A 14,219-nucleotide genomic window follows, 5' to 3' on the forward strand; every position below is an offset into this window, starting at 1 on the left:
CGTTGTCTATGCGAAAAAATGTTGTGATAACAATGAGGTGAGCTATGGCCAGTGGGGATATCACTCGCTACGTAATAACGGTAAAATTTCACGAGCATAGTTTGACTGAAATTAACGAGCTTAATAACACCTTCACACTTGCCGGTTATCTCCTCACGCTGAGCGATGACGATGGCAAGGTCCACGAGCTGGGAACCAATACGTTTGGCCTGGTCAGTCCGCTGAGTGAGGATGATATTAAAGAGCAGGCACTGGCGCTGGCAGAAAGCGCCATCGACAGGCAGCCTGCTATTGAGGTCACGACCTGGGAGAACTGGCTGAAGACGCAGCAGCAATAAGTGCCTTTGCGCGCACGCGACATACAGGGTGTGCGCAGAATCGTATTTTATGCTGCGTTAGCGCGCTAACCTTTAATCTGGCAGATTGCAGGGGAGAGAGAGCATGTGGCAAGCGGTGAGTCGTCTGTTAAGCGAGCAGCTTGGTGAAGGTGAAATCGAGCTGCGTAATGAGCTGCCGGGTGGAGAGATCCACGCAGCATGGCATATACGCTTCGGTGGTCGCGATCTGTTTATGAAGTGTGATGAACGCGAACTGCTGCCCATCTTTACCGCCGAGGCGGATCAGCTTGAACTACTGGCCCGCAGCCGCACGGTCAGCGTTCCGGAGGCGATCGCCGTAGGCAGCGATCGTGACTACAGTTTTCTGATCATGGAGTATCTCCCTCCCCGCCCGCTGGATGCGCATAATGCGTTTCTGCTTGGCCAGCAGCTGGCACGCCTGCACCAGTGGAGCGAGCAGCCGCAGTTTGGCCTCGATTTCGATAACGATCTCTCAACCACGCCCCAGCCAAACGCCTGGCAGCGGCGCTGGTCAACCTTTTTTGCCGAACAGCGTATCGGCTGGCAGCTTGAACTGGCGGCAGAAAAAGGCCTCGCGTTTGGTAACATCGATGCCATTGTCGAGCACATCCAGCAGCGCCTCGCCGCCCACCAGCCACAGCCTTCCTTACTGCATGGCGATCTCTGGTCAAACAACTGCGCGCTGGGTCCAAACGGTCCCTATATTTTTGACCCGGCATGCTACTGGGGAGACAGAGAGTGCGATCTGGCGATGCTACCGCTTCATCCGGAGCAGCCGCCGCAGATCTATGATGGCTACCAGGCGGTGATGCCTCTGCCAAACGGCTTTCTGGAGCGTCAGCCAATTTATCAGCTCTATACGCTGTTTAACCGGGCGATCCTCTTCGGCGGGCAGCATCTGGTGACGGCCCAGCAGGCGCTGGACAGGATTTTGGCCGCTTAATTAACGCGGCCCTGGATAAGTTCGGCTACATAAACCCGAGCAGGGTAAAGAAGAAGTACCCGGCAATGATGATAATCACGGGCAGCACGTAGAGCGGGAAGATCTGCAGGAAGATGGTGTGACGGGGCACGACAATGCGCGACTCGATCTGCTCGCGGGTTAACCCGTCGCTGCCTTTCGCCTTCTCAAGGATGAGCTGGTCCTCAACTCCTTCCCGCAGGAAGCGGGTCTGGCGGCTCATGCGCGCCCCGGAGGCCTGTAATGCCAGCCCAACAAAGATCAGCGCGTAAATGATCCAGAAACCAATATTCAGCTGCTGATGGAAGTTCGGCGTCGGCGAGTTGTACCAGAAGAAGTTGAGAAACGGCGTGTTAAAACGCATCATCTCAATCATGACATGGGCAAAATCCAGCATCACGGCGTTGATACCAGGCTGTTTTTCGCTGTGATCGTACATGAATTTGAGTACGGAAATCAGAGTGGAGACCACCGCCGGGATAAAAATTACCCATCCCAGAACGCGCTTCAGCACGGCAATGCGTCCAGCTTGTTGATACGTCATCTATTCCCCTTGTTTAAGACGTTCCATTTGCTGGTTAAGTCTACCCTCAGAACACCGTTTTCGCCCATTTTTAAAAGCGTTATCCTGAAGCAATAGCCATAATGAACGTTCATCTGTCTATTTATTCCACTCATAAGGAGAGGTTGTTATGTCAACCCCGCGTCAGATCCTCGCCGCTATTTTTGATATGGATGGCCTGCTTATCGACTCCGAGCCGCTCTGGGACCAGGCCGAACTGGAGGTCATATCCAGCCTCGGCGTTGATGTCACCCGCCGTCATGAGATGCCCGATACGCTTGGCTTGCGCATCGATATGGTCGTCGATCTCTGGTACGCCATGCAGCCCTGGAGCGGGCCAGATAAGCAGGAGGTCACGAACCGGATCATTCAACGAACCATTTCGCTGGTGGAAGAGAAACGTCCCCTGCTGGCCGGCGTGGGTGAGGCGCTGGCGCTCTGTAAAGCCGAAGGATTAAAAGTGGGCCTGGCGTCAGCCTCACCGCTCTATATGCTGGAGAAGGTGCTGTCGCTTTTCGAACTGAGCGACTACTTCGATGCCCTCGCCTCGGCGCAGACGCTCCCCTACAGTAAACCCCATCCGCAGGTCTACCTGGATTGCGCGGCGAAGCTCGGCGTCGATCCTCTGACCTGCGTTGCCTTAGAGGATTCGGTCAACGGCATGATTGCCGCCAAAGCCGCCCGCATGCGCGCCATCGTCGTGCCCGCGGAAGAGAATCGTCAGGACCCGCGGTATGCGCTGGCCAACGTCAAGCTTGATTCCCTCGCACGGCTGACCGGACAAGATTTGCGCGGATAGCACGCATTTTACCCCGTTGAGGAAAATAAAAGTAAATCGGTGACAAAGTGTTACACCGTCACCTCTTCCGCCTACTGTACAAAAACCCTATACTGTATACTTCGACAGTTAAGTGAGTATGATCATGACGGCGGAAGGACACCTGCTTTTTTCCATTGCCTGCGCGGTGTTTGCCAAGAACGCCGAGTTGACCCCTGTGCTCGCGCAGGGGGACTGGTGGCATGTGGTTCCCTCAGCCATTGTGACCTGCCTGCTCCCGGATATCGATCACCCGAAATCGTTCCTCGGACAGCGTCTGAAGTGGATCTCCAAACCCATCGCCCGGGCCTTTGGTCATCGGGGATTCACCCATAGCCTGCTGGCGGTGTTTATCGCCGTAACGCTCTTCTATCTGAAAGTGCCTGATAGCTGGTTTATCCCTGCCGATGTTTTGCAGGGCATGGTGCTGGGCTATCTGAGCCATATTCTGGCCGATATGCTTACCCCTGCCGGCGTACCGCTGCTGTGGCCCTGCCGCTGGCGTTTCCGCCTGCCTATCCTTAGGCCGCAGCGCGGTAACCAGCTTGAGCGCGTGCTCTGCATGGTGCTCTTTACCTGGGCGGTCTGGATGCCACAGGGTGTGTCCGATAACAGCGCCGTGCGCTGGTCTTCTCAGGTTATTAATACAGTGCAGGGTGAGTTCAATCGCTTTATTAACCAGCAATCCGGTCATTAATCAGGCTGATTTAAACATTTACTTATAACCCATTCCATTTGGATATAAGAGCTGAATCACACTTCTGCTAACCTTGGCGGCAACAGGACGGCGTGCAACGCGTCGTCTTATAAAAAACCGTTCAGGAGATCTGAAATGAATTTCCCTTTAATTGCGAACATCGTGGTGTTCGTGGCATTGCTATTTCTGCTGGCGCAGACACGGCATAAGCAGTGGAGTCTGGCAAAGAAAGTGCTGGTTGGTCTGGCGATGGGCGTGGTGTTCGGCCTGGCGCTGCAAGCGATCTATGGCGCAGACAGTCAGGTACTGAAAGATTCCATCCAGTGGTTTAACGTGGTCGGTAACGGCTATGTCCAGCTGCTGCAGATGATCGTCATGCCGCTGGTGTTTGCCTCTATTTTGAGCGCGGTAGCTCGTTTGCACAACGCCTCCCAGCTGGGAAAAATTAGTGTCTTAACGATCGGCACGCTGCTGTTCACCACGCTGATCTCGGCGCTGGTCGGAGTGCTGGTGACTAACCTGTTTGGCCTCACCGCCGAAGGGCTGGTACAGGGTACGGCAGAGACCGCGCGCCTGAACGCCATTCAGAGCAACTACGCGGGCAAGGTGGCGGATCTGAGCGTGCCGCAGCTGCTGCTCTCTTTCGTACCGAAAAACCCGTTCGCCGATCTGACCGGGGCGAACCCAACCTCCATCATCAGCGTCGTTATCTTTGCTGCGTTCCTCGGCGTGGCTGCGCTGAAGCTGCTGAAGGACGATGCGCCGAAGGGCCAGCGCGTGCTGACCGCTATCGATACTCTGCAAAGCTGGGTGATGAAGCTGGTGCGTCTGGTAATGCAGCTGACGCCGTATGGCGTGCTGGCGCTGATGACCAAAGTCGTGGCAGGCTCCAACCTGCAGGACATCATCAAGCTCGGCAGCTTTGTCGTCGCGTCCTACCTGGGTCTGGGGATCATGTTTGTAGTTCACGGTATTCTGCTGGCGGTGAACGGCGTTAGCCCGCTGAGATTCTTCCGCAAAGTGTGGCCAGTGCTGACCTTTGCCTTTACCAGCCGCTCCAGCGCCGCCTCTATTCCGCTGAACGTAGAAGCGCAGACCCGTCGTCTGGGCGTGCCGGAGTCTATCGCCAGCTTCTCAGCCTCCTTTGGTGCCACCATCGGCCAGAACGGCTGTGCTGGTCTCTATCCAGCGATGCTGGCGGTGATGGTTGCGCCTACGGTGGGAATTAACCCGCTGGATCCGCTGTGGATCGCGACCCTGGTAGGCATGGTCACCATCAGCTCTGCCGGCGTAGCGGGCGTGGGCGGCGGGGCGACCTTCGCGGCGCTGATCGTGCTGCCAGCGATGGGCCTGCCGGTTACCCTGGTGGCGCTGCTGATCTCCGTAGAGCCGCTGATCGATATGGGTCGTACCGCGCTGAACGTCAACGGCTCAATGACCGCCGGGACGCTCACCAGCCAGTGGCTGAAGCAGACCGATAAAGAGGTGTTGAATAGCGAAGAGAGTGCCGAACTGGCGCATCGCTAAAATCCATCTTCCCGGTGGCCTACGCTGCCGGGAATTTTGCTTTTGAGGCGAGTCTACGCCTCGTCAATCTCCCCTTCCTGACGCATCTGCTCTGCCCAACGCTGGGCTGCCTCCGGCACGCTAAACGCTGGCGAACGGCGAAAATGCTCCCCCATCAGCACAAACGCTACGTACTTACCGCGCAGCAGCCAGACGTCACGAAACCCTTCCACCTTGTTGGCGTGATCGGGTGGCGCAGGCTCCACGCGGGGTATATAGCTGATAACAGGGCGGTTATTTTGACGAAAAGGTTTCATAGGCGAGAGTTCACTAAAACAGATTGCAAATACAGGCAGCCACTATGATAGCCGATTTCGCGGTAAAAACACGGGGTTGCTCTATAGTTATAAGGGTTTTGACGTTACATCGGCCACCATTTCAGCAATGAAAACAGGAGACGAGCACAATGTCGCATAATGACAAGAACCCACACGGCCATCAATCCCCGGTACACGATCCCAGCGAATCCCAACCCGGCCTTGACTCACTGGCCCCCGAAGATAACTCCCACCGCGCCGATCCCCGCCCCACCCCTCCAGGGGAGCAGCCAACCGCCCCCGGCAGCCTTAAGGCCCCCGATATCCATAGCGAGAAACTCACCGCCCTGGAAACCTTTCGCAAAGGCAGCGAAGATTTTCCCCTGACGACGAATCAGGGGGTGCGCATCGGTGACGATCAGAACTCTTTGCGGGCAGGCAATCGCGGCCCAACGCTGCTGGAGGATTTTATCCTGCGGGAGAAGATCACCCACTTTGACCACGAGCGTATCCCGGAGCGCATTGTTCACGCCCGCGGCTCGGCGGCGCACGGTTATTTTCAACCTTACAAGAGCCTGAAAGATATTACTAAGGCGGATTTCCTCAGCGATCCTGAAAAAATCACCCCGGTATTTGTTCGCTTCTCTACCGTGCAGGGCGGCGCAGGCTCCGCGGATACCGTGCGTGATATCCGCGGCTTCGCCACAAAGTTCTATACCGAAGAGGGTATCTTCGATCTCGTCGGTAACAATACGCCAATATTTTTTATTCAGGACGCGCACAAGTTTCCCGATTTCGTGCACGCGGTAAAGCCGGAGCCGCACTGGGCTATCCCTCAGGGACAGAGCGCCCACGATACTTTTTGGGACTATGTCTCGTTACAGCCAGAGACGCTGCATAACGTGATGTGGGCCATGTCGGACCGCGGTATTCCCCGCAGCTACCGCACCATGGAGGGTTTTGGCATCCATACTTTCCGCCTGATCAACGCTGAAGGCAAAGGAACCTTTGTCCGCTTCCACTGGAAGCCGGTGGCGGGTAAAGCCTCATTGGTGTGGGATGAGTCGCAGAAACTTACCGGGCGCGACCCTGACTTTCATCGCCGCGATCTGTGGGAAGCCATTGAAGCTGGCGATTTCCCGGAGTATGAGCTGGGACTACAGCTGATCCCGGAAGAAGATGAGTTTAAATTCGATTTTGACCTGCTCGACCCGACTAAGCTTATTCCCGAGGCGCTGGTGCCGGTTCAGCGAGTGGGCAAAATGGTGCTGAATCGCAATCCGGATAACTTCTTTGCCGAAAACGAACAGGCGGCGTTTCACCCAGGTCATATCGTCCCCGGTCTGGATTTTACCAACGATCCGCTGTTGCAGGGGCGTCTCTTCTCCTATACCGATACGCAGATCAGCCGTCTGGGCGGACCAAACTTCCACGAAATTCCGATCAACCGCCCAACCTGTCCGTACCATAACTTCCAGCGCGACGGCATGCATCGAATGGATATCGATACCAACCCCGCGAACTACGAGCCGAACTCTATCAACGATAACTGGCCGCGGGAAACGCCTCCGGGTCCAAAACGCGGCGGTTTTGAGTCTTATCAGCAGCGGATTGAAGGCAATAAAATTCGTGAACGCAGCCCGTCGTTTGGTGAGTACTATGCCCATCCGCGCCTATTCTGGAAAAGCCAGACGCCACACGAGCAGCAGCACATTATTGACGCTTTTAGCTTCGAGCTGAGCAAGGTTGTACGCGAGTATATTCGCGAGCGAGTGGTCGATCAGCTGGCGTGTATTGATACTATGCTGGCGCTATCGGTAGCGAAAAACCTGGGGATCTCCCTGACGGATGAGCAGCTTAACGTGACCCCACCTAAAGAGGTCAATGGCGTTGCCAGCGATCCGACGCTTAGCCTCTACGCTCAGGCGGATGCCAGCGTCAAAGGCCGGGTGGTTGCCATTCTGCTTAACGATAAGGTGGTTGCCAGCGAGCTGCTGAACATTCTGCAGGGGCTACGGGCGAAAGGCGTACATGCTAAACTGCTCTATTCGCGGATGGGTGAAGTGACGGCGGACGATGGTTCAAGCCTGTCGGTAGCGGGCACCTTTGCCGGATCGCCCTCAGTGACCGTCGATGCGGTTATTGTTCCCGGCGGGGATCTCACAAACCTGTTGAACAACGGCGACGCCGCTTACTACCTACTGGAGGCCTATAAGCATCTGAAGGTGATTGCCCTGGCGGGAGATGCGCGGCAGTTTAAGCAGACGCTGAAGATTGATGCCCAGAGTGAAGAGGGTATCGTAGAGGCTGATGATGCGTCAGGTTCTTTTGTCGATGATTTCCTGACTCAGTTGGCCGCCCACCGCGTCTGGTCCCGGGGCAGCAAAGTTGCCGCTATCCCGGCCTGACGGCTTACAGACCATAAAAAAACCGGCGCTTTCGCCGGTTTTTTCTTGCTCAGGCTAAAACAGAATTACTGCTTCGGTGCCTGCGGATCGGTGTCGTACTCCGCGCAGGTCTGGTAGCCAGAATTCATCACGTGGCCGGTATCGTCCAGAGCCACAAAGTAGGTTTCGGTTTTACCATCGCGCTGACCCAGGATATAGGTCTGGCAGGTACCACGAGCGTGGATCATCGTCACTTCGGAGGACGGTTTGCCTGCAATCTGCATGACCTGCGCACGGCTCATGCCTTTTTTAACGTCTTTCACTACCGGCGTGGTGACCTGATCTTTAGTACGATCGTAAGCGGTACACCCTGCCAGCATCGCCATAACTGCTGCTGCACCCATAATTCCTGCGAGTTTCATATTCATAATCCTTCCTCTTGTTATCCGCTGTTGTATCAGCGCGTTATCTAAGCCTGGAATATAAAATAACTTTTTTCAACCCACTGGCCTGCGTGGTATAACTTTAGGAAAATTCTAATAAAACTGCTGTAAGCTGTTTAAACGCGGCAAAATACGGCACCTGGCGGTCATAGCCTTGTCGTTTCAGTGCCAACGGGTTAGCTTTATTAGAGTGTGATATTGCTACTGGCCCAGCTGGCCACTAACGGAGGATGTTTAATGACTCTGCAACAAGACATTATTGAAGCGCTTGGCGTGAAGCCAACGGTGAATGCGGAAGAAGAAGTACGCCGCAGCGTAGATTTTCTCAAAGCTTACCTCAAAGCGCACCCGTTTTTAAAAACCCTGGTGCTGGGCATCAGCGGCGGCCAGGACTCCACCCTCGCCGGCAAGCTCAGCCAGTTGGCTATCAGCGAGCTTCGCCAGGAGACGGGCAACGAGGCACTGCAATTTATTGCCGTCCGCCTGCCCTACGGCGTTCAGTTCGACGAGCAGGATTGCCAGGACGCCATTAATTTCATTAAGCCGGATCGCGTGCTGACCGTGAATATTAAATCCTCGGTGCTGGCCAGCGAGCAGGCTCTGCGTGAAGCGGGCATTGAGCTGAGCGATTTTGTTCGCGGCAATGAAAAAGCGCGTGAGCGGATGAAAGCCCAGTACAGCATTGCCGGGATGACCAGTGGTGTGGTGATCGGCACCGATCATGCCGCTGAGGCGGTAACCGGTTTTTATACCAAGTACGGTGACGGCGGTACGGATCTTAATCCGCTGTTCCGCCTGAACAAACGTCAGGGTAAACAGCTGCTGGCTCATCTGGGCTGCCCGGAGCATCTTTATAAAAAAGCGCCGACCGCGGACCTGGAAGACGATCGCCCCTCCCTGCCAGATGAAGCCGCGCTGGGCGTCACCTATGAAAACATTGATGATTATCTGGAAGGCAAAACGCTGGATGAAGGTACCGCCCGCATTATCGAAGGCTGGTATCTGAAAACCGAGCACAAGCGTCGTCCGCCGATCACGGTTTTTGACGACTTCTGGAAAAAATAAAATCCTCAGGCGGCGCAAGCCGCCTCTTTTTTCACCACTCATAGCCTGCTACACTGGATAAGTAACCAGTATCAGGAGTTTATCAGTGGTGAGGCGCCAATCTGCCCCGCGTCTGGATTTTGAAGCGGCGGCTATCTATGAGTATCCCGAACATTTGCGGCCGTGGCTTGAGGCGTTGCCTAAGCATCCCGGCGTCTACTTTTTCCATGGCGAAAGTGAAGCGATGCCGCTCTATATCGGCAAGAGCATCAATATTCGCAGTCGCGTGCTTTCCCATTTGCGCACCGCAGATGAGGCTGCCATGCTGCGCCAGTCGCGACGTATCACCTGGGTACGTACCGCCGGTGAAATTGGTGCCCTGCTGCTTGAAGCGCAGCTGATCAAAGAGCAGCAGCCGCTGTTCAACAAACGGCTGCGGCGCAATCGTCAGCTCTGCTCTCTGCTGTTGGACGGTGAAAAACCGCAGGTGGTCTATGCCCGAGAGGTTAACTTCTCTGCGCAGCCGGGACTCTATGGCCTGTTTGCCAATCGTCGGGCGGCGCTGCAAACGCTGCAAAGTATTGCTGATGAGCAGAAGCTCTGTTACGGCCTGCTGGGGCTGGAGTCGCTGACCCGGGGTCGGGGCTGTTTTCGCTCTGCGCTGAACCGTTGTGCCGGTGCGTGCTGCGGCAAGGAGAGCGTGGAGGCACATAACCAGCGCCTGATCGACGCCCTGGAGCGTACGCGTCTGGTGTGCTGGCCCTGGCGCGGCCCGGTGGCGCTCAAGGAGAGCACCGGGGAGATGACGCAGTACCATATCATTCACAACTGGCTGTGGCTCGGCTCGGTAGATTCCCTTGATGAGGCGGCTAACCTGCCTCACCCGCAGGCTAGCTTCGATCAGGATGGATATAAGATCCTCTGCAAGCCGTTAATTACCGGCCAGCACGATATTATTGAGCTGCCCTGGCCGACAGAATAGCTTATGTGCGTCTGTCGTATCGCAACGGCAGACGCAAGGAAAAAGGTTAGTGGCCCGGTAGCCAGGTAATTTCGCTAAACAGCAGCTGGCCTTCAGGCTTCAACAGCCGCAGCGTATGATGCCCCTCCTGCCACCAGGCTCCCTGGTCGGCAGTCAGCAGCTTATCCCCCAGCTGCCACGCCCCGCTCAGGACAAAAACCACCCCACCCCGTGAAGCAAAGGTCGTAAAGGTACGGTCAGCGACGCGCACCTTTGCCTGACAGCGATCCCGGCGGGTCATGATATTAAAATCCATTGACATCTGCCCGTCGGAAAGCTGCGCCTGTACCGGCTGCTCGCCAGCAAAGGTAAAGGGCTGGAGTCGCTTTAGCGTATGGTTGAACGCGCTGCCGCCGTCGAGCGTCACCTCTCCCCCTTCAATCAGCGTGATCACCCGGTCTACGCCGGCAAACTGCGGAAAACCGCCGTTGCTGGCAAGGGAGGCAATGCTTGCGCGCCAGTCAAAATCACGGGTTGCCGTCGGGAAGCAGCAGATTTCACGGGTCTCTCCTGCGCCGTTGCGCCACAGGTTGACCGGCATTTTTCGAATATCAAAGTATTCCATCATCACCCTCAATGACACGCACGCGCGTCCGCGCAACGGTCAACGCCGCCACGCTTTTTTGTTATCGATTGCTGTTCAGGATGAGCATACCGTTTCGTTAGCGGCTAACAAAGAGGGGAGCAAAGAAAAAACCGCCGGGCCTGCCTACAGCCCGATGGGGATGTAGGCAAGGCTTGGTCCCTGCCTATGTACGCCTGTTTTTTAGGCATTATAAATAGCATGTTTAATATTACTCACTTTAACCATTCAACCTGTGTGGCTATAGTATTTTTTTGCATGGAGCAAAGAAAATGCCAGTCAATTTGAATTTAAGCCCCACCTCAGGTACGCCAATTCATCCTGGTGGAGTGCGGTTGTTAACGGTAGGCGAAATCCACCTTGCTATTACGCTTTACGGTTATAGCATCCGTTATAGCAACGTGTGGGTCCATTGGGAGAGCTATCTCCCTTTTAATATGCAGCCTGACGATATTGCCATGAGTCCGAACGGTGAGATGTGGTTCAGGGAGGGCACCTACTCGCCTGAATTTTCATTAGATAGCCTTAAAAAGAGGCATCGATTTCTTCATGAAATGATGCACGTTTGGCAAACACAGAAAGGCATGTTTGTCAGAACCAGAGGCCTGTTCTCCCGCTTCGCTGATTACAGCTACAGTTTAGATAAAGCAGATCTTCTTCATTACGGTCTTGAGCAGCAAGCTTCTATAGTCAGCGATTACTGGCTATTGCTTTACTTCGGTTTTGATAGACACAGTAATTTGTATAAATACCGTGATTACGATCCTGGCGAATCTGTCCACTCGTTAATTGCTAAATACAAGAATGTGTTAAAGGGGTTTCCGGGATGAAAATTTTAACAATTATAGCTATCTGTTTTTTTCTAACAGGATGTCCGGGAGGCCCAAGAGCATGGGAGACGCGCAGCACGTTTATTTATAATGATACGCTCTGTTTCAGCGTGGACAAAAAAGATGTTCTGAACTTCTACTGGATTGAAGTTAATAAAGGCGGAGGGTATGAAGAAATTGCCAATTCTGGAAAATATAAGCTCAACACTTCTTACCCAAATAGCTGCATTAAATTCAAGTTCAACCCTGATTACAGCTATGTCATCTCTTATGGCCTGAACGGCAAAAATTACGAGGATGATGTTTTTTATTGATAATAATTAACAGAGGGATTTACCTATGTCACTACCTGCTTATCTCTTTTTATACGATGAGAATGGCGTGCAAATTACAGGAGAGTGTACCGCACCGGGTCGAGAGGGTGCCATTGAGGTAATGAATAGCAGCTATAGTATAAATCAGGGCGTTGACAGTCATACAGGCAGCATGACTGGAACGAGACAGCATAGCCCGTTTAAAATTCATAAACAGCTTGATAAAACCAGCCCCTGGTTTGCGGTAGCTATCTGCGAAAGTAAAAGACTACAGAAGGCAATAATCAAATACTATGAGATTAAAGAAGCCGGCATAGAAACCGAAATTTATAGAGTCACCTTAGATAGCGTGGTGATTATGTCCGTAGACTTCACTCACGTCTATTACCCTGGGAGTTCCGCACCCAATATGCATGAGGTGATTGGACTCCGGTCCCGCGCCATTGAGTGGAACTACATTGCCGGAAACATCAGATATGATGACGCCTGGAACAAATCGCGACAATAGCGAAAAAAGAGATAGAGTTAATATCGCTACTTCAGTGATGTTACTAAGAGTCCATAAAAAAACCGCCGGGCCTGTCCACATCCCGATGGGGGGATGTGAACAAGACCGGCGGTCTTAAGAAAGTGTGCTGAATTACTCAGCAGGTTCAGGCATTTTACCTTCTGGCGCTTTACGTTCTGTCAGACGCTTCTCAAAATTGGCATTAAACTGCTTTTTCTGCTCTGGCGTCAGGATGTTATAGATTTTGTTCTGAGTTTCCATATGCGCCAGCATACGGGCTTTGTTCTGCTCGGCCATTTTGTCGATCTGCGCTTCGGCTTTCGCCTTGTCGAAGGTGTCGCTGGCGATGATGCTATGGGTAGCGCGACGCTCATCCAGAGACGGACGTTTCATCTGGTCACGCTGGCTCTTCATGATCTCACGGATCTGCTGCTTCTGCGCGTCGGTCAGGTTGAGGTCTTTGAACATCATGTCGTGATGCGGACCCATCTTGCCTTTATGGTGCATCGCTGCGCCGTTAGCCGGTGCGGTAGTGGTGTCGGCAGCGTGAGCCAGGTTAGCAGCGCCGAACGCCAGGGTAGAGGCAACAAACAGAGCGGTTAATTTACGCATAGTCTTCATCCTTCTTTCAGTTATTCTTACTTACGGCACGTTGCCGTGTTGACGAGATTAACTTTACGACCTTTTTCGTCAATTAATCAGTGCAACGGTAAAACAGTGAAAGTATAAAAAACATTTTCTGCGAAATTGTGAAGACAATATGGAAAAAAGATGGAGAGGTGTAGCAAAAATATTCAACACCTTGATTTTGGAGGCAATGTGGAGGAGCATACTCCTCCATCGATTATTAATAAAGCAGTTTTGTAAGAATAGTCTGCAATAATTCTTAAGGCACGCTTCTATTTAATCCGCACCAGCATTAAACCCGCCCGCAGGCCGGGCGCGACGTTTGGATTGGGAAATAATACATATTCAGTTTCATGCTGAACGACATACTGCGCCTCGCCCTCCTCTGCCAGCAGCGTGCCGGCGCTAAACGACGTAAAGTTCAGCGTCTGGTCAGACATATAAAGACGAAACGCCTCCCCGTGGCGGGTAATCTGCTGCGCAACACGATAGCGCAGCACTGGCTGATGCTGGCTCGTCCAGGGCGTATCGCTTAACAGGGCAGCGAGCGCATCCCGCGTCATGGCGAACTGGCTGAGATCGTTCTCGCCAAAGGGAAGCGCTTTCCCCAGTTCCAGCGTGCAGGCCAGGGCATTAAAGCGCTCGCTGCTAAAGTGGGTAAAAGTGCCTCCCGGTGACTGGTGAAAGACCAACGCCTCCAGCCCCGCGTCTCCTAACCATTGCAGGAATAGCTCATTCCACGGCGTGGCCCGGGCAGGTAAAACACCGAAGCGCAGATGGTGCGAGCCGCGTATAGCGGTATGCAGGTCGAGATGCCAGCGTGTCTCAGATACACCATCAGTAAAGAAGCGATCCAACGCCTGCTCAAGCCGCATTGCCCGCTCGGTCTCCAGACTTTCAGGATAACCTCGCCAACGCTCGCCAAACATGCGGTTAAGATCGTAGGATACATAGCGTCGGTTAGCGCGTAACGCTTCAGGATTGCCCAGCACCACCAGCACACGCCAGCGCAGCGTCAGCGAGCCGCTAAATAGCGCGACCAGCAGATTATCGACTAACTCTACCGGAGCGGTCTCATTCCCGTGGATCCCGGTTGAGATTACCAAGGCACGATCTACAGGCTGATGCGGAGTCAGCTCCAGCAAACCCTCACCGTGCCAGCGCCAGCTAAACGTGACACTGTCACTATACGTTTTATCTGGAGCGATCCCTGCAAGCGTTAAAGCGAGAAAATCGTGCATAG

17 protein-coding genes are annotated in these 14,219 nt (G+C 53.9%); 11 read left to right on the forward strand and 6 right to left on the reverse strand.

Going from position 1 to position 14,219, the window contains the following annotated elements; translation table 11 throughout:
- Positions 1 to 44: 44 nt before the first annotated feature.
- Positions 45 to 338: a type V toxin-antitoxin system endoribonuclease antitoxin GhoS gene (ghoS, locus tag RTN40_RS10815; protein WP_312228455.1), complete on the forward strand. Its 294-nt coding sequence runs from the start codon at positions 45 to 47 to the stop codon at positions 336 to 338.
- Positions 339 to 441: 103 nt separating this feature from the next.
- Positions 442 to 1,302: a fructosamine kinase family protein gene (locus RTN40_RS10820; protein WP_312228456.1), complete on the forward strand. Its 861-nt coding sequence runs from the start codon at positions 442 to 444 to the stop codon at positions 1,300 to 1,302.
- A 25-nt stretch (positions 1,303 to 1,327) separates the two neighbouring features.
- Here RTN40_RS10820 and RTN40_RS10825 read toward each other — a convergent pair whose 3' ends face one another.
- Positions 1,328 to 1,864 carry a YniB family protein gene (locus RTN40_RS10825; protein WP_312228457.1) on the reverse strand — a complete coding sequence of 179 codons (537 nt, stop codon included), beginning with the start codon at positions 1,862 to 1,864 and terminating at the stop codon, positions 1,328 to 1,330.
- Between the two features lie 148 nt (positions 1,865 to 2,012).
- On the opposite strand from RTN40_RS10825, the gene hxpB reads away from it, so the two are divergent.
- The 3 genes from hxpB to RTN40_RS10840 all read left to right on the forward strand — a co-directional run bounded on the left by hxpB (position 2,013) and on the right by RTN40_RS10840 (position 4,923).
- Complete coding sequence (hxpB, locus tag RTN40_RS10830) at positions 2,013 to 2,681, forward strand: hexitol phosphatase HxpB (protein ID WP_312228458.1); 669 nt, start codon at positions 2,013 to 2,015, stop codon at positions 2,679 to 2,681.
- A gap of 124 nt (positions 2,682 to 2,805) precedes the next feature.
- On the forward strand, positions 2,806 to 3,396 hold the full coding sequence (locus tag RTN40_RS10835; protein ID WP_312211026.1) for a metal-dependent hydrolase: 591 nt from the start codon (positions 2,806 to 2,808) through the stop codon (positions 3,394 to 3,396).
- 135 nt (positions 3,397 to 3,531) lie between these two features.
- Positions 3,532 to 4,923, forward strand: a complete 1,392-nt coding sequence (locus tag RTN40_RS10840; RefSeq protein WP_312228459.1) for an L-cystine transporter — start codon at positions 3,532 to 3,534, stop codon at positions 4,921 to 4,923.
- Between the two features lie 53 nt (positions 4,924 to 4,976).
- Here the strand turns inward: RTN40_RS10840 and cedA are convergent, their stop codons facing one another.
- On the reverse strand, positions 4,977 to 5,219 hold the full coding sequence (cedA, locus tag RTN40_RS10845; RefSeq protein ID WP_312228460.1) for a cell division activator CedA: 243 nt from the start codon (positions 5,217 to 5,219) through the stop codon (positions 4,977 to 4,979).
- Between the two features lie 149 nt (positions 5,220 to 5,368).
- Here cedA and katE point away from each other — a divergent pair, with 149 nt between their 5' ends.
- Positions 5,369 to 7,627, forward strand: a complete 2,259-nt coding sequence (gene katE / locus RTN40_RS10850) for a catalase HPII (protein ID WP_312228461.1) — start codon at positions 5,369 to 5,371, stop codon at positions 7,625 to 7,627.
- A 65-nt stretch (positions 7,628 to 7,692) separates the two neighbouring features.
- Here the strand turns inward: katE and osmE are convergent, their stop codons facing one another.
- Positions 7,693 to 8,034, reverse strand: a complete 342-nt coding sequence (osmE, locus tag RTN40_RS10855) for an osmotically-inducible lipoprotein OsmE (RefSeq protein ID WP_312210934.1) — start codon at positions 8,032 to 8,034, stop codon at positions 7,693 to 7,695.
- 252 nt (positions 8,035 to 8,286) lie between these two features.
- Between osmE and nadE the strand changes: the two genes are divergently transcribed.
- Positions 8,287 to 9,114 (forward strand): ammonia-dependent NAD(+) synthetase, encoded by an 828-nt coding sequence (gene nadE / locus RTN40_RS10860; protein WP_312228462.1) that lies wholly within the window; start codon positions 8,287 to 8,289, stop codon positions 9,112 to 9,114.
- An 85-nt stretch (positions 9,115 to 9,199) separates the two neighbouring features.
- On the forward strand, positions 9,200 to 10,075 hold the full coding sequence (gene cho / locus RTN40_RS10865) for an excinuclease Cho (protein ID WP_312228463.1): 876 nt from the start codon (positions 9,200 to 9,202) through the stop codon (positions 10,073 to 10,075).
- A gap of 46 nt (positions 10,076 to 10,121) precedes the next feature.
- On the opposite strand, the gene ves is transcribed toward cho, so the two are convergent.
- Positions 10,122 to 10,679 (reverse strand): environmental stress-induced protein Ves, encoded by a 558-nt coding sequence (ves, locus tag RTN40_RS10870; protein WP_312228613.1) that lies wholly within the window; start codon positions 10,677 to 10,679, stop codon positions 10,122 to 10,124.
- Between the two features lie 290 nt (positions 10,680 to 10,969).
- Here ves and RTN40_RS10875 point away from each other — a divergent pair, with 290 nt between their 5' ends.
- Genes RTN40_RS10875 through RTN40_RS10885 form a run of 3 tightly spaced genes read left to right on the forward strand, consistent with a single transcriptional unit; the run spans position 10,970 to position 12,349 of the window.
- A complete protein-coding gene (locus RTN40_RS10875; protein WP_312228464.1) occupies positions 10,970 to 11,527 on the forward strand; it encodes a type IV secretion protein Rhs in 558 nt (185 codons plus the stop codon).
- Positions 11,524 to 11,841 carry a putative T6SS immunity periplasmic lipoprotein gene (locus RTN40_RS10880; RefSeq protein ID WP_312228465.1) on the forward strand — a complete coding sequence of 106 codons (318 nt, stop codon included), beginning with the start codon at positions 11,524 to 11,526 and terminating at the stop codon, positions 11,839 to 11,841. The genes RTN40_RS10875 and RTN40_RS10880 overlap by 4 nt, the downstream gene beginning before the upstream one ends.
- 25 nt (positions 11,842 to 11,866) lie before the next feature.
- Positions 11,867 to 12,349, forward strand: coding sequence for a type VI secretion system tube protein TssD (locus RTN40_RS10885; RefSeq protein ID WP_312228466.1), 483 nt, complete (start codon positions 11,867 to 11,869; stop codon positions 12,347 to 12,349).
- Between the two features lie 132 nt (positions 12,350 to 12,481).
- Here RTN40_RS10885 and spy read toward each other — a convergent pair whose 3' ends face one another.
- Both spy and astE read right to left on the reverse strand, forming a co-directional pair.
- A complete protein-coding gene (gene spy, locus RTN40_RS10890; protein WP_312228467.1) occupies positions 12,482 to 12,961 on the reverse strand; it encodes an ATP-independent periplasmic protein-refolding chaperone Spy in 480 nt (159 codons plus the stop codon).
- Between the two features lie 287 nt (positions 12,962 to 13,248).
- A complete protein-coding gene (gene astE, locus RTN40_RS10895; RefSeq protein WP_312228468.1) occupies positions 13,249 to 14,217 on the reverse strand; it encodes a succinylglutamate desuccinylase in 969 nt (322 codons plus the stop codon).
- Positions 14,218 to 14,219: the final 2 nt, after the last annotated feature.

Origin of the sequence: Pseudescherichia sp. (assembly GCF_031987975.1) — a bacterium.
GTDB lineage: Bacteria > Pseudomonadota > Gammaproteobacteria > Enterobacterales > Enterobacteriaceae > Pseudescherichia.

What these genes read in the sequence shown, in the direction of transcription:
- ghoS (WP_312228455.1), top strand. Translation starts at nt 45, where the DNA reads ATGGCCAGTGGGGATATCACTCGCTACGTAATAACGGTAAAATTTCAC.
- RTN40_RS10820 (WP_312228456.1), top strand. Translation starts at nt 442, where the DNA reads ATGTGGCAAGCGGTGAGTCGTCTGTTAAGCGAGCAGCTTGGTGAAGGT.
- RTN40_RS10825 (WP_312228457.1), bottom strand. Translation starts at nt 1,864, where the DNA reads ATGACGTATCAACAAGCTGGACGCATTGCCGTGCTGAAGCGCGTTCTG.
- hxpB (WP_312228458.1), top strand. Translation starts at nt 2,013, where the DNA reads ATGTCAACCCCGCGTCAGATCCTCGCCGCTATTTTTGATATGGATGGC.
- RTN40_RS10835 (WP_312211026.1), top strand. Translation starts at nt 2,806, where the DNA reads ATGACGGCGGAAGGACACCTGCTTTTTTCCATTGCCTGCGCGGTGTTT.
- RTN40_RS10840 (WP_312228459.1), top strand. Translation starts at nt 3,532, where the DNA reads ATGAATTTCCCTTTAATTGCGAACATCGTGGTGTTCGTGGCATTGCTA.
- cedA (WP_312228460.1), bottom strand. Translation starts at nt 5,219, where the DNA reads ATGAAACCTTTTCGTCAAAATAACCGCCCTGTTATCAGCTATATACCC.
- katE (WP_312228461.1), top strand. Translation starts at nt 5,369, where the DNA reads ATGTCGCATAATGACAAGAACCCACACGGCCATCAATCCCCGGTACAC.
- osmE (WP_312210934.1), bottom strand. Translation starts at nt 8,034, where the DNA reads ATGAATATGAAACTCGCAGGAATTATGGGTGCAGCAGCAGTTATGGCG.
- nadE (WP_312228462.1), top strand. Translation starts at nt 8,287, where the DNA reads ATGACTCTGCAACAAGACATTATTGAAGCGCTTGGCGTGAAGCCAACG.
- ves (WP_312228613.1), bottom strand. Translation starts at nt 10,679, where the DNA reads ATGGAATACTTTGATATTCGAAAAATGCCGGTCAACCTGTGGCGCAAC.
- RTN40_RS10875 (WP_312228464.1), top strand. Translation starts at nt 10,970, where the DNA reads ATGCCAGTCAATTTGAATTTAAGCCCCACCTCAGGTACGCCAATTCAT.
- RTN40_RS10880 (WP_312228465.1), top strand. Translation starts at nt 11,524, where the DNA reads ATGAAAATTTTAACAATTATAGCTATCTGTTTTTTTCTAACAGGATGT.
- RTN40_RS10885 (WP_312228466.1), top strand. Translation starts at nt 11,867, where the DNA reads ATGTCACTACCTGCTTATCTCTTTTTATACGATGAGAATGGCGTGCAA.
- spy (WP_312228467.1), bottom strand. Translation starts at nt 12,961, where the DNA reads ATGCGTAAATTAACCGCTCTGTTTGTTGCCTCTACCCTGGCGTTCGGC.
- astE (WP_312228468.1), bottom strand. Translation starts at nt 14,217, where the DNA reads ATGCACGATTTTCTCGCTTTAACGCTTGCAGGGATCGCTCCAGATAAA.